Source organism: Bradyrhizobium sp. USDA 3240 (assembly GCF_054063295.1).
This window is the reverse complement of the sequence record NZ_JBSSGD010000002.1, coordinates 6,941,049-6,966,164: the sequence shown is the minus strand read 5'-3', so window position 1 is coordinate 6,966,164 and position 25,116 is coordinate 6,941,049. Positions and strand designations below refer to the sequence as shown.

General features: G+C 65.2%; 20 protein-coding genes. 8 read left to right on the top strand and 12 right to left on the bottom strand.

Annotation, left to right across the window (positions count from 1 at the left end; genetic code table 11):
* Window positions 1-85: 85 nt before the first annotated feature.
* The 7 genes from ACVIGA_RS33525 to ACVIGA_RS33495 form a co-directional block, all read right to left on the bottom strand.
* On the bottom strand, window positions 86-1,156 hold the full coding sequence (locus ACVIGA_RS33525) for an alcohol dehydrogenase (RefSeq protein ID WP_456669374.1): 1,071 nt from the start codon (window positions 1,154-1,156) through the stop codon (window positions 86-88).
* Between the two features lie 142 nt (window positions 1,157-1,298).
* Window positions 1,299-2,267, bottom strand: coding sequence for an ABC transporter ATP-binding protein (locus tag ACVIGA_RS33520; RefSeq protein ID WP_456669373.1), 969 nt, complete (start codon window positions 2,265-2,267; stop codon window positions 1,299-1,301).
* A complete protein-coding gene (locus tag ACVIGA_RS33515; RefSeq protein ID WP_456669372.1) occupies window positions 2,264-3,250 on the bottom strand; it encodes an ABC transporter ATP-binding protein in 987 nt (328 codons plus the stop codon). Before ACVIGA_RS33515 ends, ACVIGA_RS33520 begins: the two co-directional genes overlap by 4 nt.
* On the bottom strand, window positions 3,247-4,116 hold the full coding sequence (locus tag ACVIGA_RS33510) for an ABC transporter permease (protein WP_456669371.1): 870 nt from the start codon (window positions 4,114-4,116) through the stop codon (window positions 3,247-3,249). Before ACVIGA_RS33510 ends, ACVIGA_RS33515 begins: the two co-directional genes overlap by 4 nt.
* Entirely contained in the window at window positions 4,103-5,053 is a 951-nt protein-coding gene (locus ACVIGA_RS33505) for an ABC transporter permease (RefSeq protein ID WP_456669370.1), read from the bottom strand. The genes ACVIGA_RS33510 and ACVIGA_RS33505 overlap by 14 nt, the downstream gene beginning before the upstream one ends.
* A gap of 6 nt (window positions 5,054-5,059) precedes the next feature.
* Window positions 5,060-6,535, bottom strand: coding sequence for an ABC transporter substrate-binding protein (locus ACVIGA_RS33500; RefSeq protein WP_456669369.1), 1,476 nt, complete (start codon window positions 6,533-6,535; stop codon window positions 5,060-5,062).
* Window positions 6,536-6,834: 299 nt separating this feature from the next.
* Complete coding sequence (locus tag ACVIGA_RS33495; protein WP_456669368.1) at window positions 6,835-8,073, bottom strand: CaiB/BaiF CoA transferase family protein; 1,239 nt, start codon at window positions 8,071-8,073, stop codon at window positions 6,835-6,837.
* A gap of 149 nt (window positions 8,074-8,222) precedes the next feature.
* On the opposite strand from ACVIGA_RS33495, the gene glgA reads away from it, so the two are divergent.
* Together glgA and ACVIGA_RS33485 are read left to right on the top strand one after the other, a co-directional pair.
* Window positions 8,223-9,650, top strand: coding sequence for a glycogen synthase GlgA (glgA, locus tag ACVIGA_RS33490; RefSeq protein WP_456669367.1), 1,428 nt, complete (start codon window positions 8,223-8,225; stop codon window positions 9,648-9,650).
* Window positions 9,651-9,841: 191 nt separating this feature from the next.
* Complete coding sequence (locus ACVIGA_RS33485) at window positions 9,842-10,900, top strand: class I SAM-dependent methyltransferase (RefSeq protein ID WP_456669366.1); 1,059 nt, start codon at window positions 9,842-9,844, stop codon at window positions 10,898-10,900.
* A 79-nt stretch (window positions 10,901-10,979) separates the two neighbouring features.
* On the opposite strand, the gene ACVIGA_RS33480 is transcribed toward ACVIGA_RS33485, so the two are convergent.
* The 5 genes from ACVIGA_RS33480 to ACVIGA_RS33460 all read right to left on the bottom strand — a co-directional run bounded on the left by ACVIGA_RS33480 (window position 10,980) and on the right by ACVIGA_RS33460 (window position 18,718).
* Window positions 10,980-12,608 carry a L,D-transpeptidase family protein gene (locus ACVIGA_RS33480; protein WP_456669365.1) on the bottom strand — a complete coding sequence of 543 codons (1,629 nt, stop codon included), beginning with the start codon at window positions 12,606-12,608 and terminating at the stop codon, window positions 10,980-10,982.
* 164 nt (window positions 12,609-12,772) lie between these two features.
* Window positions 12,773-14,011, bottom strand: a complete 1,239-nt coding sequence (locus ACVIGA_RS33475; protein ID WP_456669364.1) for an MFS transporter — start codon at window positions 14,009-14,011, stop codon at window positions 12,773-12,775.
* Between the two features lie 88 nt (window positions 14,012-14,099).
* The gene (locus ACVIGA_RS33470; protein ID WP_456669363.1) at window positions 14,100-14,612 is read right to left on the bottom strand and encodes a PRC-barrel domain-containing protein; all 513 of its coding nucleotides are present in this window, start codon (window positions 14,610-14,612) and stop codon (window positions 14,100-14,102) included.
* Between the two features lie 44 nt (window positions 14,613-14,656).
* On the bottom strand, window positions 14,657-16,858 hold the full coding sequence (locus ACVIGA_RS33465; RefSeq protein WP_456669362.1) for an amylo-alpha-1,6-glucosidase: 2,202 nt from the start codon (window positions 16,856-16,858) through the stop codon (window positions 14,657-14,659).
* Between the two features lie 96 nt (window positions 16,859-16,954).
* Window positions 16,955-18,718 (bottom strand): ABC transporter ATP-binding protein, encoded by a 1,764-nt coding sequence (locus tag ACVIGA_RS33460; RefSeq protein WP_456669361.1) that lies wholly within the window; start codon window positions 18,716-18,718, stop codon window positions 16,955-16,957.
* Between the two features lie 310 nt (window positions 18,719-19,028).
* Between ACVIGA_RS33460 and ACVIGA_RS33455 the strand changes: the two genes are divergently transcribed.
* The 6 genes from ACVIGA_RS33455 to ACVIGA_RS33430 all read left to right on the top strand — a co-directional run bounded on the left by ACVIGA_RS33455 (window position 19,029) and on the right by ACVIGA_RS33430 (window position 24,976).
* Window positions 19,029-20,096: a glycosyltransferase family 4 protein gene (locus tag ACVIGA_RS33455; protein WP_456669360.1), complete on the top strand. Its 1,068-nt coding sequence runs from the start codon at window positions 19,029-19,031 to the stop codon at window positions 20,094-20,096.
* A 300-nt stretch (window positions 20,097-20,396) separates the two neighbouring features.
* Window positions 20,397-21,650: an ABC transporter substrate-binding protein gene (locus ACVIGA_RS33450; protein ID WP_456669359.1), complete on the top strand. Its 1,254-nt coding sequence runs from the start codon at window positions 20,397-20,399 to the stop codon at window positions 21,648-21,650.
* 16 nt (window positions 21,651-21,666) lie between these two features.
* The gene (locus ACVIGA_RS33445; protein WP_456669358.1) at window positions 21,667-22,536 is read left to right on the top strand and encodes a branched-chain amino acid ABC transporter permease; all 870 of its coding nucleotides are present in this window, start codon (window positions 21,667-21,669) and stop codon (window positions 22,534-22,536) included.
* Entirely contained in the window at window positions 22,536-23,522 is a 987-nt protein-coding gene (locus tag ACVIGA_RS33440; protein WP_456669357.1) for a branched-chain amino acid ABC transporter permease, read from the top strand. The genes ACVIGA_RS33445 and ACVIGA_RS33440 overlap by 1 nt, the downstream gene beginning before the upstream one ends.
* Before the next feature lie 7 nt (window positions 23,523-23,529).
* Complete coding sequence (locus ACVIGA_RS33435) at window positions 23,530-24,279, top strand: ABC transporter ATP-binding protein (protein ID WP_456669356.1); 750 nt, start codon at window positions 23,530-23,532, stop codon at window positions 24,277-24,279.
* Window positions 24,272-24,976 (top strand): ABC transporter ATP-binding protein, encoded by a 705-nt coding sequence (locus tag ACVIGA_RS33430; RefSeq protein ID WP_456669355.1) that lies wholly within the window; start codon window positions 24,272-24,274, stop codon window positions 24,974-24,976. The genes ACVIGA_RS33435 and ACVIGA_RS33430 overlap by 8 nt, the downstream gene beginning before the upstream one ends.
* Window positions 24,977-25,116: the final 140 nt, after the last annotated feature.

Genomic DNA, 25,116 nt, shown 5'->3' with positions numbered 1-25,116 from the left:
GTCATTCCGGGGCGCGAAGCGAACCCGGAATCTCGAGATTCCGGGTTCGATGCTTCGCATCGCCCCGGAATGACAGCAGAGAAAACTAAGGCGTCAGCACCGCGCGCCCGACGAGCTGACCCTTGTGCAGATTGGTCAGCGCCTCGTTCGCCTTCGCCAGCGGCATCGGCGTGACCGGGATCGCCGGGATCTTCTTCGTCCGCACCAGGTCGAGCAGCTCCTGCGTCTCGCGCAGATTGCCGACATAGCTGCCCTGGATGGTGACCGCCTTGATCGGGATCAGCGGCAGCGCCCAGGTCGCACCGCCGCCGAAGAGGCCGACGATCACGAGCTTGCCGCCCTTGGTCAGGCAGTCGAAGCCGAGTTGCGAGGTCTGGGCGTTACCGACCAGGTCGATCGCGGCCCGGATCGGCTGACCCGCTTTCTTGATGAGTTGCTCCAGCGCGTCGGGCGCCTTGCCGTCGACGGTGGCGAGCGCGCCAGCAGCTTCCGCCGCCTCACGCTTCCTGGCGTCGATATCGACCACGATCGCGCCCTTGCCGCCCATCGCCTTCAACAGCGAGAGCGCCATCAGGCCGAGACCACCGGCGCCGAAGATTACGATCGGCGTGTCGAGATCCTTCTCGACCTTCTTGAGTGCGCTGTAGGTCGTGACGCCAGAGCAGGCGTAAGGCGCGGCCGTGACGGGATCGAGCCCCTTGAGGTCGAGCAGATATTTCGGATGCGGCACCGTCATGTGATCGGCATAACCGCCGTCGCAATAGACGCCGAGCGCATTCGGCTTGATCGCGCACATGTTCTCGTCGCCGCCGAGGCAGGTCGGGCATTTGCCGCAGCCGAGCCACGGATAGGCGAGCGTGACATCGCCGACCTTGAGGCCGCCCTTGTCGGCGTCCTTGACGTCGGGCCCGAAGGCGATGATTTCGCCGACCGTCTCATGGCCCATCGTGCGCGGCAGCGAGACGCCGCGGTCCTTCAGCGACAGCGGCTTGCGGCCATGGCCGAGATCATAACCGCCCTCCCAGATGTGCAGGTCGCTGTGGCAGACGCCGGCGGCCTTGACCTTGATCAGCACCTGCGTGCCCGACGGCTGCGGCGTCGGCTGATCGACCTCTTTCAAGGGGGCATTGAAATCGACGACCTGGAAACTCTTCATCGCTGTTCTCCCGAAACTTGCTCTTGAGGCGGACCTTGCCACGCCTGCCCGCCCGGGACAAACGCTCAAGACCCCATTTTCGAGCAAGCCGCCATGCAGCTCGCTCGAGGGCCAACGCGCCACTATTCAGAGGCGTGACTATTCAGATCAGCGGATGATGGCAAGCCGCGAACTGGCCGGGCGCAACCACGCGCAGTTCCGGCACCTCGCTGGCACAACGCGCATCGGCCCGCGGGCAGCGGGTGCGGAAGCGGCAGCCCGACGGCGGCGCGATCGGCGACGGCGGCTCGCCTACCGGCACGCTCGTGGTCGGCCGGACGTCCGGATCCGGCACCGGGATCGCTTCGATGAGCAGCGCGGTATAAGGATGCGCCGGCCGCGCAAACAGCTGCTCCGACGGACCGACCTCGCAGAGCCGGCCGAGATACATCACCGCGACGCGATCCGAGACCGCCTTCACCACGGCGAGGTCGTGGGCGATGAACAGCAGGGTCAGGCCGTAGCGCGCCTTCATCTCCTCCAGCAGATTGAGGATCTGCGCTCGGATCGAGACATCGAGCGCGGACACCGGCTCGTCGCAGATCACGAATTCCGGATTGAGCACCAGCGAACGGGCGATGCAGATGCGCTGGCATTGTCCGCCCGAGAATTCGTGCGGCAGGCGGCCGCTCACCAGCGCGGGGTCGAGCCCGACCGCCGACAGCACCTCGCTGACGCGCCGCTTGCGTTCCTCGGGATCCTTGACGCCGGCGATCACCAGCGGCTCGGCGACGATATCGCCGATCCGCCGCCGCGGATTGAGCGACGCAATCGGGTCCTGAAAGATCAGCTGCACGCGCCGGCGCATCTTGCGCAGCGCCTCGCCCTTCAGAGCGGTGAGATCGTGGCCGTCGAACAGCACCTTGCCGGAGACGGCCTGGCGCAATTGCAGCACGGCGCGGCCGAGCGTGGACTTGCCGCAGCCGGACTCGCCGACCAGCCCCAGCGTCTCGCCACGCGCGATCTCGAGGCTGACATCGGAGACGGCATGGATGGTCTTGCCCCCCACCGAATACTCGACGACGATGTTTTCCACCTTCATCAGCGGATTGGATGCGGCCTGCAACATCATGCGCGGCCTCCCGCCGCGATCGGGTGGAAGCAGGCATAGAGATGCTCTAACGTCTCTGCCGGACTGAGCCGCGGCTTCTCCGTGCTGCAGCGCCCGGCGGAATAGCGGCAACGCGGCGAGAACGAGCAGCCTTTCAGCGGTCGCGTCGGATCGGGCGGCCGTCCCGAAATCGCCGGCAACGGCGTATGCGGCGGCACGTCGAGCTTCGGCAGTGCGGCGAGCAGCGCCTCGGTGTAGGGCATCCGCATCTGCTTGAACAATGCAGGCGTCGGCGCGCGCTCGACGACGCGCCCCGCGTACATCACCGCGACCTCGTCGGTGCGGCCGGCGACCACGCCGAGATCATGCGTGATGATGATCATCGCCATATGGCGGCGCTGCTGCTCGCGCGCCAAGAGATCGAGTATCTGCGCCTGGATCGTGACGTCGAGCGCGGTGGTCGGTTCGTCCGCGATCAGGAGCTTCGGCTCGCAGGACAGCGCCACCGCGATCGCGACGCGCTGGCGCATGCCGCCGGACAGCTGATGCGGATATTGCGTCAGCCGCTGCTCGGGTGCGGGAATGCCGACCGCCGTCAGCAGCTCGATGCTGCGCTGCCTGGCCTGGGCCAGATCGAGCTCGAGATGTTCCTGGATGGTCTCGATCAGCTGGGTGCCGATGGTCAGCACCGGATTGAGCGAGGTCATGGGATCCTGGAACACGACCGCGAGCGAGCGGCCGCGCAGCTTGCGCAATTTCTCCGCCGGCAGCGTCGTGAGATCCTGCCCGTCGAACATCACGCGGCCGGACAGCTTGGCCTTCTTGGGCAGAAGCTGCAGGACGGCCCGCGACAGCATGGTCTTGCCGCAGCCGGATTCGCCGACAATGCCGAGCGTCTTGCCGGCACCGACAGCGAGATCGACATGATCAACCGCCCGCAGATTGCCGCGCGGTGTCGGCAGGTCGACCACCGCGTCCTCGACCGAAAGCAGCGCGCCGCTCATAGCGCACCCTGCCTCGGGTCGGTCAGCGCACGCATCGTGTCGCCGATCAGGTTGAACGAAAGCACCGTCAGGAACATCGCAATCGCTGGAATGAAGGCCAGCCGCGGCGCCACGTCGAGGCTTTCACGCCCCTCCCCGATCATGCTGCCCCAGCTCGAGATCGGCGGCGGCACGCCGAGGCCGAGGAAGGAGAGCGAGCCCTCGACCACGATGGTGACGGCGACGCCGAGCAGGAAGAAGGCGAGCAGCGGCAGCAGCACGTTGGGCAGCAGCTCGCGCAGCAGAATGCGCGCATGGGTGGCGCCGAGCGCCTGCGCCGCGATGACGAATTCGCGCCGTGCCAGTGTCAGGGTCGCGGCCCGCGCCACCCGCATGAAGGCCGGAATGCCGAGCACGCCGAGGATGCAGGTCAGGTTGAAGATCGACTGGCCGAGATAGGCGGTGACCGCAAGCGCCAGGATCAGCGGCGGGAATGCCAGCAGCACGTCCATGCTGCCGACCACGAAGGATTCGAACCGGCCGCGGAAATAGCCGGCGAGCATGCCGAGCGCGCCGCCGATGGTGACGCCGATCATGGGCGCGCAAAGGCCGACGATCAGGGAGATGCGTGCGCCATAGATCAGCCGCGACAGTTCGTCCCGACCGAGGCCGTCGGTGCCGAGCCAATGCTCGGCCGAGAACGGCGCCCGCCGCTCCAGCATGTCCATGTCGGTCGGGCTCGGCAGCGGCAGCAGGTCAGCGAAGATCGCGACCGCGAACACCAGCACCATCCAGGCGATCGCGCACCAGAACAGCATGCCCAGCCGGCGCCTGCGCCGCACCGGCGTCGCTTCGGTCTCGTCGAGGCTGAGCTCAAGCGTGGCCATGGCGGATCCTCGGGTCGAGCACGGCGTAAAGCAGGTCGACGATGAAGTTCATGATCACGAAGCCCGCGGCAACCAGCAGCACCACGCCCTGCAGAATGATGAGGTCGCGGGTATAGATCGCGCCGACCAGAAGGCGCCCGATCCCCGGCAATGCGAAGATCGATTCGACGATCACGGCGCCGCCGATCAGGCGGCCGATATTGATGCCGGTGATGGTGACGAGCGTCAGCGACGACGGCTTCAGCGCGTGCACGAACAGGATGCGCGACGGCTTCAGGCCCTTCGCCTTGGCGAGCGCGATATAGTCCTCCTGCAGCGCTGCGATCATGTCGGAGCGCAGCACGCGCATGATGCCCGGCCATTCCGCAAGCCCGAGCGTCAGCGCCGGCAGCACCATGAAGCGCAGATTGGCGACCGGGTCCTCGGTGAACGGCACGTAGCCCGTCGCCGGCAACATGCGCAGCTCGACCGCAAACAGATAGATCAGGAGGATCGCGGACAGGAAGGTCGGCACCGACAGCATGCCGAAGGCCGAGCCGGTCATCAAGCGGTCGAACGCGGAGCCCGCCTTGGCGGCACATGCGATCGCGAGCGGCACGCCGATCGCAAGCCCGATCAGCTCGGCGAGGATCATCAGCTCGAACGAGACCGGGACGCGCTCGCTGACCGCCTGCCACACTGTCTGCCCGGTGCGGAACGAGCGTCCGAAATCACCCTGCAGGATGTGCCACAGCCAGCTGAGATAGCGCAGCCAGATCGGCTGATCGAGCCCCAAGTCGTGACGCAGGGCCGCGACATTCTCAGGCGTCGCCTGGTCGCCGAGGATCACGTAGGCCAGATCGCCCGGCAACAGCGAGGCGATCACGAAGGTGAGAACCGAAACCGCGATCAGCACCGGTACCAGGTACAGGAGCCTGCGCGCGACGAAGAACAGCATGAAACGCTATTCCTTCCAGGCGTAGGAGACGTCGAGCACCCCGTTGAACATCTTCGGCACGCCCTTCACCTTCACGCTCGAGATCGCGTAGTAGGTGTTCTGGAAGGTCCAGAACCAGATCGCCTCCTTGTTGATCAGGCGGCTGATCGCGCAATAGTCCTCGGTACGCTGGGCGACGTCGGCGGTGGTTCGCGCATGCTCAAGCAGCCGGTCGAGCTCCGGATTCGAGTAGTTCGCCAGCGCGACCGGGCTGCCGGTGTGGAAATTGGCGTACATCTGTGGATCGGGATCGGCGAGATCAACGATGCGCCACGGCGTGAGCTGGAACTGGCGCATGAAGGCACGCGGCGGAATGGTCGCCTGATCGACCTGCTCGATCTCCATATTGGCGCCGATCCGCTTCCAGAATTGCTGCAACACCTGACCGCCGGTGCGGCCGCGCGGCGTCGCCGTGACCAGCATCTTGAACTCGACCGGCTTGCCGTAGTCCTTGAGCAGCGCCTTGGCCTTTTCGACATCGAAGGGCAACGCGCCGTCATCCTTGCACTTCACCCAGGACCCGTCGCCGTAGGGATTACTGGCCGGCCGCGCCAAGCCATTGGTAATCGCTTGCGACATCTTGTTGCGGTCGAGCGCCATCACCAGCGCCTGGCGCACGCGCACGTCGTCGAACGGCGGGACCTTGGTGTTGAAGGCAGCGACTGCCGCCCCCGAGCCTTCATAGGTATGCACGGTCAGACTGGTGTCCTTGCGCGCCTTGATAATGTTGTCGGCGTCGGCCTCGTCGTCCCAGACGATGTCGGCCTCGCCCGATTGCAGCGAGGCGAAGCGCGACTGCGCGTCCGGCAGCGGCTTCAGGATGATGCGGTCGAGATAGGGCTTGCCCTTGTCCCAGTAGTCCGGATTCTTCTCCAGCACCATGCGATCGCCGGCGTTCCAGGATTTCAGGATGTAGGGACCGGTGCCGACCGGGTTGCGATTGTAATCATCGCCCTTGGTCTTCCACGCAGTCGGCGACTGCATCACGTTGTTGGAGCTCTGGATCGACTGAGTCGCCGGAAAGTTCACCGACGGGTCGCTGAAATTGTAGCGCACCGTGAGGTCATCGATGACATCCACACTCTTGATGCTGGTGATGTAGAAGGCGCAACGGCACTTGTTGGCTGGATCCTTCTGGCGGTCGAAGTTCTCTTTCACCGCCTGTGCATTGAACGGCGTGCCGTCGTGGAATTTGACGCCGGGCCGCAGCTTGATGGTCCAGATCTTGAAGTCCTCGGAATGGTCCCACGACAGCGCGAGCTTCGGCTTCGGCTCGCCCTTCTCGTCGAGCGTCATCAGCGTGTCGAAGATCGCGGCTGCCGCGGTGTTGGCCGACGTATCGTAAACGCCTACCTTGAGCGGGTCGAAGCCCGCGATATCCAGCTCCTGGCCGACGGTGAGCGTACCGCCCTGCTTCTGCGCATGGGCCGGTGCAGCGGACACCGCTGCGCCTAATCCCGCCACAAGAAATATGCGCGCAACTGCGTGCGCGCGCCCGGCCAGCTTCATCGATGGTCCCTCCCAAGTGCGCGACGTCCGGTGTTCCGGATCGTCGTATGTCGGGCGGCAGCTTGTCCGGAATCGCCGCGCGCGACAAGACCGTAAAACGGATGAAAAGCCGCAGGCAGATCACGATGCGATCACGCGGACCCGCATCGTGATCTCGTCGACCGGTTTGAGTCCGATCCTTCGGGCCGATATCCCCTTTGCGCCAATGCGGCCCTCCAGGCCCGGATCATGCTTTAACTGCGCGCCGTCTTTGCCGGTTGCGCTGCGAAGCCTGCGATCTGATCGTCGGAGAGCCCGATCTCCTTCAGATAGGACAGTGTGTGCTCGCCGAGCGTCGACATCCGCTTGCGCGCGCCAACCGCCGCACCGGACATCCGGAACGGCAGATTGAGCACCTTGAAGCTGCCGCCGCCGTCCTCGACCTCGGCCAGTGCACCGCGATGGGCGATTTGCGGATCGGCGAGCGCCTCGCGCACGGTGCGATAGGCCGACGACGGCACGCCATATTCATTGAGCGCGGCGAGGCAGGCCTGCGTGCTGACCGAACGCGACCACGCCTCGACGCCCTCCATCAAGCCCGCCCAATTGTCCCGCCGATCGGAATATTTGGCGAAGCGCGGATCGGACACCCATTCAGGCCGGCCGATCACCTGCATCAGGTTCTGGAACGTCTTCTCGCTGGCGACCGCCACCATGACGTAGCCGTCGCTGGTTTCGATCGGGCCGAACATCGGCCGCTGGGTTTGCTTCACCTCGAATTGCGACCACTGCAACTCGTTCAGGGTCAGGCTCAGCATCGATTCCAGCATCGACACGTCGATATGCTGGCCCTTGCCGCTGGCGCCGCGCTGATAGAGCGCCGCCGAGATTGCGCCGAAAGCGTAGACCCCGGTCAGCACATCGGCGTGATAGATGCCGCAATAATCCGGCCGGGTGCGGCCGGGCTGATAAGCGAGATGCGCCATTTCATAGCCGGAGGCGGCATGGATCACCGGGGCATAGGCCGGCAATTCCGCCGACGGGCCGGTCTGGCCGTAGCCGGAGATCGAGCAGAAGATCAGCGTCGGATTGATGTCGCGGATCGAGGCATAGTCGAGCTTGAGCCGCCGCATCACGCCGGGACGGAAATTCTCCACCAGCACGTCGGCGGTCGCGATCAACCGGCGCACGGCTTCGACGCCGGCCGGCGACTTCAGGTCGAGCACCAGACTGTGCTTGCCGATATTGAGCTGGCCGAACGCCGTCGAGCAATGGTTGCGCACCGGCGGCCGCGTCCGCATCGTCTCGCCTTCGGCGGGCTCGATCTTGATCACCTCTGCGCCCATGTCGGCGAGCATCCGCGTGCAATGAGGTCCGGCGATCGTGGTCGAAAAATCGAGCACGCGAAGGCCGTCGAAGCTCCGTGTCAAATTCCCCTCATCGTCGGCGGCTATTGTCGTGGCCAAGGCTTCCTCCAGCTTCGTCGTTTCCATTGTTCGGCGTCGCGCGACCCTAAAGTGAGCCGCCCTGACAGGAAAGCGTCTCGTCCAGACCGGGACCGCGGGCCGTCTTGCATTTTACTCAAAGGCAGATTGGACCCGATCTTGCATAGCCCCGTCACGGGCTGGAACGAGGGCGCTTGTTGAAGGTCTTATTCGTCACGACGGAGATGGACGATTTCGTCCGCGTGGGCGGGCTCGGCGCCGTTTCCGCTGCACTTCCCCGGGCGCTGCGCCCCTGGAGCGACGTCAGGATCATGCTTCCCGGCTACCGGGACGTCGTCGAACAGTTCACGCATATTGAAATCGTTGGACAATGCGAGGCACTCGCCGAGATGCCAGCCTGCACGCTCGGGCGTGCATCGACCAAGGACGGGCTGCCGGTCTACGTGCTGCTGTGTCCGCAGCTCTACGACCGGCCTGGCAATCCCTATGGCGACGAGTCCGGCCGCGACTGGCCCGACAACGACATCCGCTTCGGCCGCTTCGCCTCCGCCGCTGCCGAACTTGCAGCCGGAACGCTGGACAAGAATTGGGCAGCGGATCTCGTTCACGCCAACGACTGGCAGGCCGCGCTCACACCCGCCTACCTCGCATGGCGCGAGGCGCGGATTCCGTCGATCCTGACCATCCATAATCTCGCCTATCAGGGCCTGTTTCCGAAGGCCTCGCTGCGGCGGATCGGCGCACCGGAAAGCTCCTTCCACATCGACGGGCTGGAGTTCTACGACAAGCTGTCCTTCCTCAAGGGCGGCCTCGTCTACGCTTCGCATCTGACCACGGTCAGCGCGACCTATGCGAGGGAGATCACCACCGCTGAACTCGGCTGCGGGCTGGAGGGCCTGCTGCGCGTGCGCTCCGACGCCGACCAGCTGACCGGCATCCTGAACGGCATCGACGAGAGCTGGGACCCGCGCCACTGCGCACAGCTCGCCCAACCGTTCGGCGCCGGCGACTGGAAGGGCAAGCAGGCCAACGCCGACTATGTCCGCCGGCAGTTCGGCCTTGCGGTCTCGCGCGGGCCGATCTTCGGCCTGGTCGCGCGGCTCGTGCACCAGAAGGGCGTCGACCTCGTGCTGTCCGCCGCCGACGAGATCATCAAAGACGGCGGACAGATCGTCGTCACCGGCAGCGGCGAGCCCGCGATCGAGGATGCGCTGGTGGCTGCGCACCGGCGCCGGCCCGACGCGATCGGCGTCATCATCGGCTTCAACGACGCACAGGCGCGCCGGATCTTTGCCGGCAGCGATTTCACCCTGATGCCGTCGCGCTTCGAGCCCTGCGGCCTCAGCCAGATGTATGCGCAGCGCTTCGGCTCGCTGCCGATCGGCCACCAGACCGGCGGGCTTGCGGAGACCATCGCCGACGGCGAGACCGGCTTCCTGTTCGCGCAGCCGTCGGCGGAATCCTTCCTCGGCGGCGTCAGGCGCGCGTTCGATGCCTATCGTGCCAAGGATCGCCTCAACGCCATGCGCGCCAGCGCAATGGCCAAGTCCTACAGCTGGGACCTGTCGGCCGCCTGCTACGGCGCGCTGTACCGGAGGCTCATCATGCCGCGGGCAGCAGCGTAAGGCGTCCGCCTCGCAGGCTTGTGAAGTCGCCAAGCTGGCATCCCAGCCGCTTTGTGACATTCAGCCTGCGCCGCCGACCCCATTCGTGCGATCATGTCCGCGCCCAAGGCCTTCTGCCTGGACGATCACGCAAGCATGAAATTGGCAATGACGGACTTATTGCAAAAACCCAATTGCGATGGAGGAACATCATGGACGTCAACGAGGAGCGTCTTAATTCATTCATGGGAAAGATGATCGGCGATGTCGGCGCGGCTATGAACGCCTCGCTGATGCTGCTGGGCGACAAGCTCGGGCTCTACAAGGCCCTGGCGCAGCAAGGACCGATGAACGCGGCGGCCCTGGCCAAGGCAACAGGAACCGCCGGGCGTTACGTTCAGGAATGGCTCTCCGCACAGGCCGCTTCCGGTTACGTCGAGTACGACAGCGCGACCGGAAAATTCTCGATGTTGCCCGAGCAGGCGCTCGCGCTCGCCGACGAGGAGAGCCCGGTCTTCCTCGGCGCCGTGGGAAGCCTGGTCGGCGCGACGTTTCTCGACGAGCCGAAAATTACCGATGCGTTCAAGACCGGCAAGGGCGTCGGCTGGAACAAACGCAGCGAATGCCTGTTCTGCGGCACCGCCCGGTTCTTCCGCACCAGCTACAAGCACTATCTGGTGCAGGAATGGCTGCCGGCGCTCGAGGGCGTCGTCGACAAGCTGAAGAAGGGCGCGGTCGTCGCTGACGTCGGCTGCGGCCACGGCGTCTCGACCCGGTTGATGGCGGAAGCGTTTCCAAAATCAACCTTCTATGGCTTCGACTATCATGATGGCTCGATCCAGACGGCACGGATGTCCGCGAAGGAGGCGGGATTGTCGGACCGCGTCCATTTCCAGACGCACTCCGCCAAGGACTTTCCCGCCAACCGCTACGACCTGGTGTGCTTCTTCGATTGCCTGCACGACATGGGCGACCCGGTCGGCGCACTCAAGCACACCCGCTCCACCCTCGCCGACGACGGCACCTGCCTGTTGATCGAGCCGTTCGCCAACGACCGGCTGGAGGACAACCTCAATCCGATCGGGCGGGTCTACTACGCGGCGTCGACGATGATCTGCACGCCGGCGTCGCTGGACCAGGAGGTCGGGCTTGCCCTCGGCGCGCAGGCCGGAGAGACCCGGCTGCGCGAGGTGGCGCGTCAGGGTGGCTTCTCGCGTTTCCGCCGCGCGGCGGAAACACCGTTCAACCTGATCCTGGAAGCCCGGCCCTAACAGCGATACGCGATTGGACGGCGGTATCGCACCGCCGTCCAACGCTCAGAATGCCGTCTGATCCCGCGGCGGCGCCGTGCTACCAGTCCTGTTGCGATTGCCAGTAGTACTGGCCGCCGCGCCGGCGCGGATTGGCGGGTTGAGGATTGCCATAATACGGGGAGCCGTACTGGGTCGGCGCCTGGGGATTGCCGTATTGGGGGTAGCCGTATTGGGTGCCGGACTGGGGATTCCAGCTGCGCTGAGAGAAGAAGCCGAAACCGTCCCCGTCCCCGCTCGCAACCATGTCGTCGGTTTCCATCGGCCTGGTCGGCTTGCGTGTAATGAAGCCGCCCTGGGGCTGGTTGCTCAGCACGGCGACGAACTCGGTGCGGTAGTTGGTCTCGGCGCTCAGCGGCTCGTCCGAGATGATGATCGATGAGCGCGGCACGGCGGTCGATGCAATCCGATCCAGCACATCCTGCGGGATGGTGACGCGGTCGAGCGCGTCCTTGGCGTTGTCGCCGTCGTCGATCGTCACCTCGGTCCAGCGCAGGCTGCCGTCGTTATTGCGGGCCATCGCGGTGAAGATATGCGTGCCGATCGGCTGGTCCGGATCGCGGATCGTCACGGGAACCTCGATGCTCGAGTCGAACACCTCGCCCCCGTCAGCCCACGGCTTGTGGGTGTTGCGCCGGACATAGAGCTTCTGCGTCGAGCGGCTGATGTAGACAGAGACCGGCTCGAGCGCGAGCTTCGCCTCGGTCGCCGCCTTCTGGGTATCGGCCTTCTTGGTCTCGGCCGCCTTGGCGGCGTCCTTTGCGGCCGCTGCGGCGTCGAGCTTCGGCTTGGCGTCGCCCTGGGCGGCCTCGAACTGCGTCGTCGCTTCCGCGGCCTTGGCGGCGGCCTTCTGCTTCAGATCCTCGGCGCGCGCCTTGGCCTGGTCGGTCTTGGCATTGGCGAGCGTCTTGTCGGCGAACGCGAGCTCGGCGTCGGCACGGGTCTTTGCCTTTTCCAGCTTGTGCAGTGACGCCGGCGTGAACAGTGCAGCTTCCTTGGTCGCGGCCACGGAGGCCTTCTTTGCCTCGTCGGCCACCTTGGCGGCATCCGCGGCTTCGCGGGACAGCGTCTCGGCACGCGCCGGAGCAGCCGCGATGGCCTGGGCGTTCGGCACGAACAGCGCGGGGTGGGTGAAATTCTCCGGGGCCGGATCGTTCGGCGCGATGATCACCCGCATCCCGATTCGCGTCCTGTCGAACAGCTTCTCGGCGAAGTCGTAGGGCATCCGCACGCAGCCGTGCGAGGCCGCATAGCCGGGCAGCGGGCCGCCATGCAGCGCGATGCCGTTCCAGGTGATGCGCTGCATGTTCGGCATCCAGGCATCGTCATAAAGCGTCGAGTGGTGGTCCTTGTCCTTCTCGATCAGCGCAAAGACGCCGGCTGGCGTCTCGCGTCCCTTGACGCCGCTCGACACCGGCGCGCGGTAGATCCAGCCGTCGGCGTCGTAGAAGGTCACCTTCTGGGCCTTGATCGACACGATCGCCATGATCGGCTCGCCCGCGGCGCGCGGCGCGGTCGCCTCGACCGTTGCCGCAGGACGCTGCTGCTTTGCCGCGGCGCCGCCGGTCAATGACGCAAGTGTGACCATCGCCGCGAAGGTCACAAAGGCCGGAGGCCCCCAACGCCGCATCGCTCCGGTGATCTGCGCCGTCGTCGTTCGAATTACCATGCGATTCCTCGGTCGAAATGCCTGCCCGCGCTGCGTCGATCCCTACCAGATCACGATTTTGGATTGATTAATCCCGGGGACCATCGGCTCGTTCCAGCAGCAAATCACTCATATATGACGGCGCATGCATGAGGAAGGGTGCGGCGGGGCGAAACCTGCCTGCCTCATGCCGTCCGCCGCGTCTCCGGCATCACCAGCCAGATCATGAACAGCCCAAGCGCGGCAACGCCGGCCAGGCCCATGAAGGCGGTGCTGCTGCCGAGCTTGTCGCTGACATAGCCGGCCAGCACCGTGCTGAGCGACGCGCCGATACCGACCGCGGTTCCAACAATGCCCTGCGCCAGGTTGAAATGGCCGCTGCCGAACGCCACGTCGGCCACGATCAGCGGCACCATGACGCTGAAGATCGCCGCGGTGATTCCGTCGAAGATCTGCACCATGACCAGCAGATAGGGATCCCGCACCGTTGCGAACAAAAGGCCGCGGATCACCAGAGAGGCGAATGCGATCAAGAGCAGCGGCCGCCGGCCCCAGGCCTGGGCCTTGCGGCCGACCGACGGCGAGCACAGCGCGACGATCGCCTGCGGCACGATGATGCAGGCGGCGATCAGGACCGGCGCCCATTGGCTCGACCGTGTGGTGACGACGCCCGCCATCAGCGGCAGCATCGCGGCATTGGCGAGCTGGAACAGCATCATCGCGCCGGCAAAGATCAAAAGCGACCGCTGTCGCACCAGACCGACGATACTGGTCGCCCGTTTGTCGGGAACCTCGCGCTTCACCTCGCCATGGGCCTGCGCGATGTCGATCTCGCGCTCTCGGATCCGCGCCAGCGACAGCAACGTCGGGATCGCCAGGATGAAGGTCACGAGGAACACCGATCGGCTCGACAGGAAATAGCCGCAGGCGCCCATCAGCGCCGCGGCCGATCCGCTGCCGAGCGACGCGAAGCGCGCATTGCGGCCGAGCCGCTCGCCGATCGCCAGCGGCCCGACCAGGCCGAGGCTGATCGCGGCGATCGCGGGACCCAGCACGCAGCTCGCGAGCGCGTGCAGCGTTGCGGCGAGCGTCACCACCGGAAAGATCGGCCAGAGCGCGTAGGCCAGCGCGGCGGCGCCGATGGCAGCCACCGCCCAGCCCGCAACCACCCGCTCCGAGCGCGCCGCATCGACGATCGCGCCGCCGGGCACCTGGCCCAAGAGGCCGATGATGCCGCCGATCGAGAGCACGAAGCCGATCTCGACCTGGGTCCATTTCTGCGTCGTCAGGTAGACCGCGATGAACGGGCCGAAGCCCGTTTGCACGTCGGCCAGGAAGAAGATGAACCAGTCGAGCCCGCGCTGGCTTTCGCGCGACGGCAAGCGCGGTTCCTCGGGACCGGGTTGATCGGTGACGATCGGCACAATTTTGGTGCCGCCGGCTGATCGCTCGCCACGACCGTCGCCAACCGTCTCGACGGAAGAGTTCGGACGCGCGACCAGCTTTAGCCCCCTAATGTTCGTAGTCCCATGGATGAAGATTGCCGGCCGCGCCAAGCACGATCAGCGGCGTATCTTCCTTATATTCAGGCGCAGCGCTCACCTGCTGCTTGTTCAGGTCCAGCGTGATGCTGTCGCTCTTGCTGGAAACGCCGGCGAAACGCAGTGCGTTCCAGTCGACCACGATCTTCCGGCTGCCGACGCCGAGGAAGCCGCCGAAATCGATCACCGCGGCGCGAACCTTGCCGTCGCGGTCGACGATGACGTCGACGATGCGGCCCATGTCCTCATTGGCGGAACTGCGCACGTCGCGCCCGAGAATGCCGTGCGCATCGCGCGCGCCGATCACGGTCACCGAAGGCGGCGGCGACTGTTCCTTTGACGGTTCCTTGGCCTGCTCCTTCGGTGCAGCAGCTGCTGGCGGCGCAGGAGTTGCTGGCGTCTTGCCTTCGTCGTCGGCGGCACGGACACCCGCGCATGCCAGCAGCGCCGCTCCAACCAGCATCACCATGATCCTCGGACGCATATACCTCTCCCCACGATTTCGCCGCGCGCACCGTGCGACGACGCTCAATGCGTCAGCACGATCGACACCTGGATCTGGCCGCGCGTGCGCAACACTTCGAGTGACACCTCGCCGCCGTGACGGCGCAGCCGCAAATCGACGCTGGACGCGCCGAGCCGGAGATCGCGCAACACCACGTCGTTGAGGAATTCCGGCAGCCGCGGATCGCGCAGGCGGATCTCGCCGCGCGCGGTATCGAACTCCAGCCCAAGCGCGGCCTCCAGCAGCGTGAACGGCGTCGCGCTCGCCCAGGCCTGCGGCGCGCAGGCCACCGGATAGAGCACCGGGCCGCGCCGGCGCTCGCGGCGGAAGCCGCAGAACAGTTCGGGCAACCGCCGCAGCTCCATATAGCTCGCGGCATCGAACAGGCCCTTGAACAGATGCGCGACCGAATGCTTGAGGCCGTAGCGGGCGAAGCCGAGCGCGATCAGCGCATTGTCGTGCGGCCAGATCGAACCGTCGTGATAGGACATCGGATTGTAGCGCGCCTCGCCCGCGGCGACGGTGCGGATGCCCCAGCCGGAAAAGAATTTCTGGCTCATCAGGTCGGCGGCAACCCGTCGCGCGCGGTCTTCGCGCACCATGCCGGAAAACAAGATCTGTCCGGCATTCGACGTGCGCACCTTGCACGGTTGCTTGGCGCCGTCCAGCGCGAGCGCATAGGTGCCGAGCTCCTCGCACCAGAAAGCAGCCTCGAACCGCTCACGCAGCCGCTCGGCCTCCGCATCGAGCCTCAAAGCCTTGTCGGCGAAGCCGAGCCGCCGCGCCGCTTGCGCGGCAAGCTGCTTGCCGGCGAACACATAGCCCTGCACTTCCGCCAGCGCGATATTGCCTTCGGCCAGCGTTCCGTCGGCGTGGAAGATGGCGTCGAAGGAATCCTTCCAGCCTTGATTGCGCAGGCCCTCCTCGGTGGCGCGCTGATACTCGATGAATCCATCGCGATCGGGATCGCCCGGGCCGTCGATCCATTGCAAGCCGGCCTCGACCGCCGGCCACAGCTCGCGCAACGTCTCGACGTCGCCGGTGCGCTCCAGATAGAGCCCGGCGAGCAACACGAACAGCGGGGTCGAATCGACGCTGCCGTAGTAATGCGCGAACGGCACCTCGCGGAGCGCCGCCATCTCGCCGCCGCGCATCTCGTGCAGGATCTTGCCCGGCGCGGCATCGGACAAAGGATCGACCGCCTTGGCCTGGAACAGCGCGAGCCGCTTCAGCACGCCCTTGGCGATCCGCGGATCGACCCACAGCATTTGCAAGGCGGTGATCAGCCCGTCGCGGCCGAATGTCGTCGAATACCAGGGAATGCCAGCATAGGGATAACGGCCCTGCGGCGTCTCCGTCATCAGCATATTGAGGTCGGCCATCGCCTGGCACAGCACCTCGTTGAAGATGTTGTTCGAGGTCTCGATGCTGGCCGCGCCGGCCGTCGAATTTCGCATCTCGCGGCGATGCGCCAAGAGCCCGCGGAAGAACGGTACCGGCTTCTGCATGATCGGCTTGTTGCAAGACACCGCGACGAACAGCGAGGTGACCTGCCCCGGCTCGAGGTCGAAATGGTAGGTCGCGGTGTTGACCGACAGCCGGGTCGGCCGCGGATCGAAATGCAGCGCGGTGATCCGCGTCTGCTCGTCGAGGCCGCAATATTCCAGCACCACGTCGGTCGGGCCGAGCAGCTTGCTCGAGCCGATGCCCCGTCGCGGCCGCCGCTCGCCGCGTACCTCGAACAGGTCGGCGAAATCATTGTCGAACAGCAGCGTGAGATCGAAGCTCGCGGCAAGGTCGCCGTGGTTCTGCAGGCCGATGCGCTGATAGGCGGTGCCGCGCCACAGGAAGATCGAGCGCACGATGTGCAGCGTGTCCTTCTGCAAGGTCAGACGGCCGTCGCGATAGACGTCGGAATTGGTGAGATCGACCGTCAGCGCCGAATTGTCGTCGCGCATGTTGGAGCCGAGCAACAGCGGCTGCACGTCCTCCAGCACCATTTCCAACCGCGCGAGGTAGCGCGTGTCGGCGTTGAACAAGCCGTCCGGCCCGCCCGCCGAGGCGCCGATATCGCCATGGCTGTCGAGCACGATGAAGGTGTCGTCATGCTTGAGCGAGCGCCGCGGCCGCGCCGCGGGCCCGGTCATCGGAATGTAGAACGGCGATTCGGCGACGTGCTCAGTGATGCGAGCAGTGATGATCTGCGTAACGACGTCAGCTGCCATCTGAACCTCTGGCGACTTTGCTTGGCCCGACTCTTGGCCCGTATCCTGGCTCGAACGAACGCACCGGAACGCAAGACCACACTTGATGACGCGGGGTCAGGCCGCGCTGGTGGAGAGGCGGCCCATCTCGCGCGCGACCAGGTCGCGGTAGGGACCCCTTCCCTTCACGAGGATATCGGGCGGACCGTCTTCGACGATCCGGCCGCCCTGCAGCACGAGCACGCGGTCGAAGCTGCGCAGCGTCGCGAGGCGGTGCGCGATCGCCACCACCGTACGCCCGCGCATCAGGCGCGACAACGCCTCGCGGATCGCCTCCTCGGAATCCGCATCGAGCGCCGCGGTGGCCTCGTCGAGCAACAGGATCGGCGCATCCTTCAGGAAGGCGCGCGCGATCGCGATCCGCTGGCGCTGGCCGCCGGAGACCTTGACGCCGCGATCGCCGACGATGGTGTTCATGCCCTCGGGCAAGGTCTCGATAAAGTCGCAGCGCGCCGCGGCCGCCGCCCGCCGTACCTCGTCGTCGGTGGCGTCCGGCCGGCCGTAGCGGATGTTCTCTAGGATCGAACGGTGGAACAACGAGATGTCCTGCGGCACCACCGAGATCGCCGCGCGCAGGCTCTGCTGGGTGACGCGCGAGATGTCCTGGCCGTCGACCGTGATGGCGCCCTGCTCGACATCGTAGAAGCGCTGCAGAAGGGTAAACAGCGTTGACTTGCCGCCACCGGACTGCCCGACCAGACCGACCCGCTGGCCGGGCTGGATCCGCAGGCTGAAGCGCTCGAACACCTGCAACCCGCCGGGATAGCGGAACGAGAGGTTGTTGAAGGCGATCGCCGCACCGCTCTTCACCAGCACCTCGGCTTCCGGATGGTCCTTCAGCTCATGCGGCTGCAACAGCGTCGCCAGCGCCTCGGTCAGACGGGCGACATGCTGGGTGACGTCGACTAGCGCAACAGCGAGATCGCGGGTGGCGCTGAGGATCGAGATGCCGAGGGTGCAGACCAGCACGACGTCGCCGGTGGTCGCCGCGCCCTGCTGCCAGAGATTGAGCGCCCAAGCCAGCATCGCGATCGTCAGAATGACGGTCACGCCGGCGTGAACCAAACGAAGCTTTTCGAGATAGCGTAGGGAACGGCCGCGCGCGACGAGTTCCCGATTGACGGTCGCGTCGAAGCGGTCGTGCTCGTAGCCCAGGCCGCAGAACGCGCGCACCAGCGGCAGGTTGTTGATGACGTCGACCATTTCGCCGTCCACGGCGGCCGCCCTGTTGGCGAAATCGTCATGCAGCGGCCGGCCGGCGGCAGCCATACGGAACATCGCCACCACCATGGTTCCCGCGATCAGGATCAGCACTGCTGACATTGTCACGCTAACGGTTCCAACCAGGGTGATCGCCGCGAAGGTCGCGATGCAAGGCGGCAACACGTTCCATACGAACATGTTCTCGACGGTGTAGACCGCGTTCGAGGTTGCCGTGATCCGGCTGGTCAGCATGCCCGGCAGCCGATCGGTGAAATAGCTCGGTGCGTGGCCGGTGAGATGGCGGAACATGTCGCGGCGAAGGTCGCCGCTGACGCTGACGAAAGTGTAGCTCGCGGTCCAGCTCGCGATCCGCCACAGGAAGTTATCGGCTGCGATCAGCGACATGAGCAGAGCGAATGCCAGCCATACGCCATTCGCGGCCGACGGCCCTGCCGACAATGCGTCGACCAGATTCTTCACGCCGTATTGCGTGCCTACCGAACAGGCAACCGCCGCGACGACGGCCGACAAAATCACAACATGCGACGGAAGCCGCCGGCGCAGATAGCGCAGCACAAAGGGGAACGGGCGATGCGCGTATCCTGACAGATGGTCCATGACGTCCTGCAAAGCTGTTGAAGGTGAACGAGAAAATTTTAGTCGAAACTCTCGTGCACGATGACGTGAAGGGCGGCGGTGGGATTGCTCGATGCAGCCATCACTGCGCGACAATTTTGCAACGCTGGCGTCGGCAAAAACGTGTTGGAGCGAGATGGCATCAGCAAGACCACAGTGTGATGGAAGAAAGAAGCGGCAGATCTCCTACACCTAAGGAACCTCGCACGTGCGAGAACGTTCCCGTCTTTGGCATGTCGCTGCCATCAGAGGGCTGAGGGCTCATCCACATTACAAACATGGAGACGGAGAAATGCGCATCGCGCAGGTTGCCCCGCTGACGGAGGCTGTTCCCCCCAAGCTCTACGGCGGCACCGAACGGGTCGTGCACTGGCTGACCGAAGAACTTGTAACACTTGGACATGACGTGACGTTGTTCGCCAGTGGCGATTCACAGACCTCCGCGAAGCTCGACGCGACCTGGCCGAAGGCACTGCGCCTCGACGGCTCCGTCCGCGACCCCAATGCGCTGCACATGGTGATGCTGGAGCGCGTGCGGCAGAAAGCCGACGACGACGAATTCGACTTCCTGCATTTCCATCTCGACTATTACCCGTGGTCGCTGTTCGCGCGGCAGCCGACGCCGTTCGTGACCACGCTGCACGGACGGCTCGACCTGCCGGAGCATCAACCCGTCTTCAACACCTTCTCCAAGATCCCGGTGATCTCGATCTCCAATGCCCAGCGGCGGCCGGTGCCGCAGGCGCACTGGGTGCGCACCATCCATCACGGCCTGCCGGAGAATTTGCTGACGCCGCAACCGGCCAAGCAATCCTATCTCGCCGTGCTCGGGCGCATCGCGCCGGAGAAAGGCGTCGATCGCGCGATCAAGATCGCGATCCGCTGCGGCATTCCGCTGAAGATCGCAGCCAAGGTCGATCGCGCCGACCAGGAATATTACGACGAGTTGATCAAGCCGCTGATCACCAACAATCCGCTGGTCGAGTTCATCGGCGAGATCAGCGACCGCGAGAAACCGGATTTTCTCAGCGGCGCGATCGGGCTCCTAGTTCCAATCGATTGGCCGGAGCCGTTCGGCCTCGTGATGATCGAAGCGATGGCCTGCGGCACGCCCGTGATTGCGTATAACCGCGGTTCGGTGCCGGAGATCATCGAGGACGGCCTGACCGGCTTCATCGTCGAAGACGAAATCAGCGCGGTCGCTTCCGTGGGCCGGCTCTCGACGCTCAACCGCGATGCGATCCGCAAGCAGTTCGAGACCCGCTTCACCGCGCGCCGCATGGCGCTCGACTATCTCGCCGCCTATCGCAGCCTGATGGAAGCCAAGCCGCGCTTCAAGCTGGTGGCGAGCGCGGAATAGACGTTGCAGCGGCCGATCGAATGATCCGGCGGGCCGGCCGGCACCCTCTGTGCCGGTCCGTCGGTCATTCGATTGTCAATAATACCGCCGCATCCGCCGGCAACTGCCACGCAGCGAAGCGGTTCACATGCGCGCGTCGCGCGATTGCTGCGACGCACCAGTCGCAATGCGTTTCCCGTGAGCTCGGCTGATATCGCCTTTGCGATTGCCGAATTACGTGCTCTTATGCTCCCCGCGCAAGCAAAAAATAATAAGCGAGCGGACGGAGTAACCGAGCCGCAGTCGCACAGGGGGAACGCCATGACAGGGGACCGCAATCCGTCGGCCATTAATAATGCCGCACCGACCAAAGCCTCGCGGACAAAGCTGAACCGCCGCAAATTCCTGGTCAAAACCGGCGGGGTGCTCGCGGCCGGCGCATTCGGCGCCGTCCCGCTGCGCGGCTGGGCCGCCGACCCGATCAATATCGGCGCGCTCTATCCGAGCACCGGCAGCATGGCGCAGATCGGCGTCGGCTGCGTTGCAGCAGCCAAGCTCGCCGTCGACATGGTCAACGAGGCTGGCGGCATCAAGTCGCTCGGCGGCGCCAAGCTCAACCTCATCGTGTCCGACGTGCAGAGCGACACCACGGTGACACGCACCGAGACCGACCGGCTCATCACCGGCAACAAGTTGTCGGCGATCCATGGCTGCTATGCCAGCGCGCTGACCCTGATCGCGAGCGAAGTCTGCGAGCGCGCCAAGGTTCCGATCATCACAGGATCGAGCTCCGACCAGCTCAACAAGGGACGCACCTACACCTTCACGCCGTTCGCGCGCGCCTCGCAATTCGCCAAGGCGCAGTTGCAGATGGCCAAGCTGGTCAGCGACCAGGCCAAGGTCGCCGTCATCTTCGAGAACACTGCATTCGGCACCTCGACCTCGAACGGGCTGAAGGAGCTGGCGCCGGGCGAAGGCGTCGAGATCGTGATGTTCGAGCCCTACTCGGCCGGCTTCACCGACGCGAGCCCGCTGATCAACAAGGTCAAGGCTTCCGGCGCCAATGCACTATTCTCGCTGTCCTATCTCAACGACCTGATCCTGATCGTGCGCACCGTGAAGCAGGTCGGGCTCAACATCGCGATCAATGGCGGCTCGGGCGGCTTCGTGATGCCGGACTTCTACAAGAATGTCGGCAAGGCGGCCGAAGGCCTGCAGGGCGTCGCGCACTGGAACCACGACGTCAACGACGATGCGCAGAAGGTCAACGCCGAGTTCAAGAAGCGCACCGGCGAGTTCGCCTTCGAATATGCCGGCGGCCTGGTCGCGCAGACCTTCATGCTGGCCGACGCGCTGGAGCGCGCCGCATCCGCCGACCCGAAGAAGGTGCGCGAGGCGCTCTCGACGCTCGACGTTTCCTCGGGTTACGCGGCGATGGCGCCCGGCGGCAAGGTGAAGTTCGGCCCCGACGGCAAGAACGTCAATGGCCGTCCGGTCGGCGTGCAGTGGCAGAATGCCGATCTTGCCAGCATCTTCCCCAAGGAAGACGCCCGCGCCCCGCTGATGAAGACCTGAACCGCGGTCGCATCGCATGTGGGAGACACTGGCCCAGGCTGTCATCAACGGCCTGCTCATCGGCGGCATCTACGCGCTGGTCAGCATCGGCGTCACGCTGATCTTCGGCGTGGTCAAGATCGTCAATTTCGCCCAGGGCGAGTTCGTGATGATCGGGATGTATATCTCGTTCTTCCTCGCCACCCAGTTCGGCATCGATCCGCTGGTCTCGCTGGTCGTCTCGATGCCGGTGCTGTTCCTCGCCGGCGTCCTGATCCAGCACTTCCTGATCCGCAGGGTGCTCGGGCCGAACGACATGCCGCAGATCTTCCTGACCTTCGCGCTGTCGCTATTGCTGCTCAATCTCTCGCTGATGCTGTTCAGCGCCAATTACCGCACCGTCCACACCTCCTATTCGGATGAAGCCTGGCACATCGGCGGACTATACATTCCGATGGCGAAGCTGATCGCCTTCGCGGTCGCGATGGCGCTCAGCGGGCTGCTCTGGGTGTTCCTGCACACCACCGATCTCGGCCGCGCCATGCGCGCAGCATCGCAGAACCGTGACGTCGCGATGTTGATGGGGATCAATCCCAACCGCGTGTTCGCGGTCGCGTTCGGCACCGCGCTGGCGCTCGCGGGTGCTGCCGGCTCGCTCTTGATGCCGTTCTATTCGGCCTATCCGTTCGTCGGCCAGGTGTTCGTGCTGATGGCGTTCGTCGCGGTCGTGATGGGCACGCTCGGCAACGTGATGGGCGCGTTGGTCGCCAGCCTGATGATGGGCGTGGCGGAATCGCTCGGCATCCAGTTCGTCGGCGCGGATTCAGGCCTGATCGTGGTGTTTGCGCTGCTGCTGCTGACGCTCGCCTTCAGGCCGAGCGGCCTCGGCGCCAAAAGGGGCCGCTGATGCAGACCTCAGGCAACATGAAATGGCTGTGGCTGGCGATCGGGGCCGTCGTCATGCTGGCTCTACCCCAGCTCGTCACCTCGTCGTTTGCGATCGACATCTTCATCCGCATCCTGCTGTTCTCCTTCATCGGCGTCGCCTGGAACCTGATGGGCGGCTATGCCAAGCAGCTGTCGCTCGGGCACGCCGCCTATTTCGGGCTCGGCGCCTACACCTCGACCATCATGCAGGTGAATTACGGCATCTCGCCCTGGATCGGGATGATCGCGGGCGGCGTGGTCGCAATGCTGGCGAGCCTGCCGATCGGCTGGCTCTGCTTCCGCCTGCGCGGGCCCTACTTCACCATCGCCACCATCGCGACCGCGCAGGTGCTGATGCTGATCTTCCTCAAATTCCGCGACTTCGCTTGGGGCGCCGAAGGCACCACGATCCCGAACCTCGGCAGCGCGCCGCTGATGATGCAGTTCGAGGAGAAGTCGTCGTATTACTACGTCGTGCTCGGCCTGCTCGTGGTCGGCCTCTGGATCACCCATCAAATCGAGAAATCCTGGATCGGTTACTACCTCGTCGCGATCGGCGAGGATGAGGATGCGGCTGAGGCGATCGGGGTCAACGCGCCGAAGGTCAAGCGCGACATCTACATGATCAGCGCGTTCCTCACCGCGCTCGCCGGCACCTTCTACACCCAGTACATCTACTTCATCGATCCCGCGACCGCGTTCAGCTTCAGCGTCTCGATCGAGGCCGCGCTGGTGTCGATCGTCGGCGGCATCGGCACACTGTGGGGGCCGGTGATCGGCACCGTGCTGCTGGAGACCACCTCGGCGTTGCTGCAAAGTTGGCTCGGCAGTTCGGTCGGCGGCATCCAGCTCACCGTCTACAGCCTGATTCTGATGGCCGTGATCCTGTGGCGGCCGACCGGGCTGATCGGGTTTGCGACCGACGTCTATCATCGCTATGTCCGGCGCAAGCCGGCGCGGGCCTGAGGTTGCGATGGGAGAAGCACTGGTCATCAAGGGTCTCAGCAAGCGCTTCGGCGGCCTGCGCGCCGTGCAGGACGTCAGCTTCACGGTGCAGGAGAGCGAGACGGTCGCGCTGATCGGGCCGAACGGCGCCGGCAAGACCACGAGCTTCCATCTGATCACGGGATTTCACCGCCCGGACTCCGGCTCGGTGCTCGCCTTCGGCCACGAGGTCGTGGGCCTCAGGCCGCACGACGTCTGCGCGCTCGGCATGGCGCGCACCTTCCAGGTCGCAAAACCGTTCGGCGCGATGACGGTGCTCGCCAATGTGATGACCGGCGCCTTCCTGCGCGACCGCCATGTCGCCGCCGCCCGCGACAAGGCGCTTGAAGCAATCGAATTCGTCGGCCTCGGCGCCAGAGAGCAGACGCCGGCCAAGGACCTCACCACGATCGACCAGCGCCGGCTCGAGATGGCCCGTGCCCTGGCGACGCAACCGAGAATCCTGCTGCTCGACGAGGTGATGGCCGGGCTCAACCCGGCCGAGATCGACCAGGCCGTGGAGCTGGTGAAAAAGCTCTCCGCCCGCGGCCTCACAATCGTGATCGTCGAGCACGTGATGCGAGCGATCATGGCGGTGGCCCGCCACATCGTGGTGCTCGATCACGGCCAGAAGATCGCCGAAGGTGCGCCAAAGGAGATCGTGGAGAATCCGGAAGTGATCCGCGCCTATCTCGGCTCCTATGTGCATCCGCCGGCGCAGGGAGACGCCCATGCTTGAGCTCTCTCGCGTCAGCGCCAGCTACGGCTCGGTCCCCGCCATCACCGACGTCAGCATCTCGATTGGCGAGGGCGAGGCTGTCGGCCTGTTAGGGGCCAACGGCGCCGGCAAGAGCACGACGCTGCGTGCGGTCTCCGGGCTCGTCAAGCTGTTCGCCGGCAAGGTCAGCTTCGACGGCGTCGACCTCGCCACGCTGCCGCCCTACCGCATCCCCGAGCTCGGCATCGCGCACGTCCCGGAAGGCCGTCAGGTGTTTCCGGAAATGACAGTGCAGGAGAATCTCGAGATCGGCGCCTATACGCCGAAGGCCAAGGCGGACCGCGCGCGCACGATGGAGTTGGTCTACAGCATCTTCCCGCGGCTTGCCGACCGCAGGAAGCAACTCGCCGGCACCATGAGCGGCGGCGAGCAGCAGATGGTCGCAGTCGGTCGCGGCCTGATGCTGAAGCCCCGCCTGCTGATGCTGGACGAGCCCTCGCTGGGCCTCGCCCCCGTGATGACCGACGTCACCTTCGAGAAGATCGGCGAGATCCACAAGATGGGCACCGCGATCCTCCTGGTGGAGCAGAATGTCAGCCGCGCGCTGTCGCTGGTGCAGCGCGCCTATGTGCTGGAAAGCGGCAACGTGATCATGCAGGGCTCGAGCGCCGAGCTTGCCAACAACAAACAGGTGCAGGCTGCGTATCTCGGGATATGAGCGCACACTCATCAACACGTCATCCTGAGGTGCGAGCGGAGCGAGCCTCGAAGGATGAATCGGCCACCATCCGGGCCGTCGCCCCTTCGAGACGCGCGTTCCGCGCTCCTCAGGGTGACGGTTATAGTTCTGGGCATATG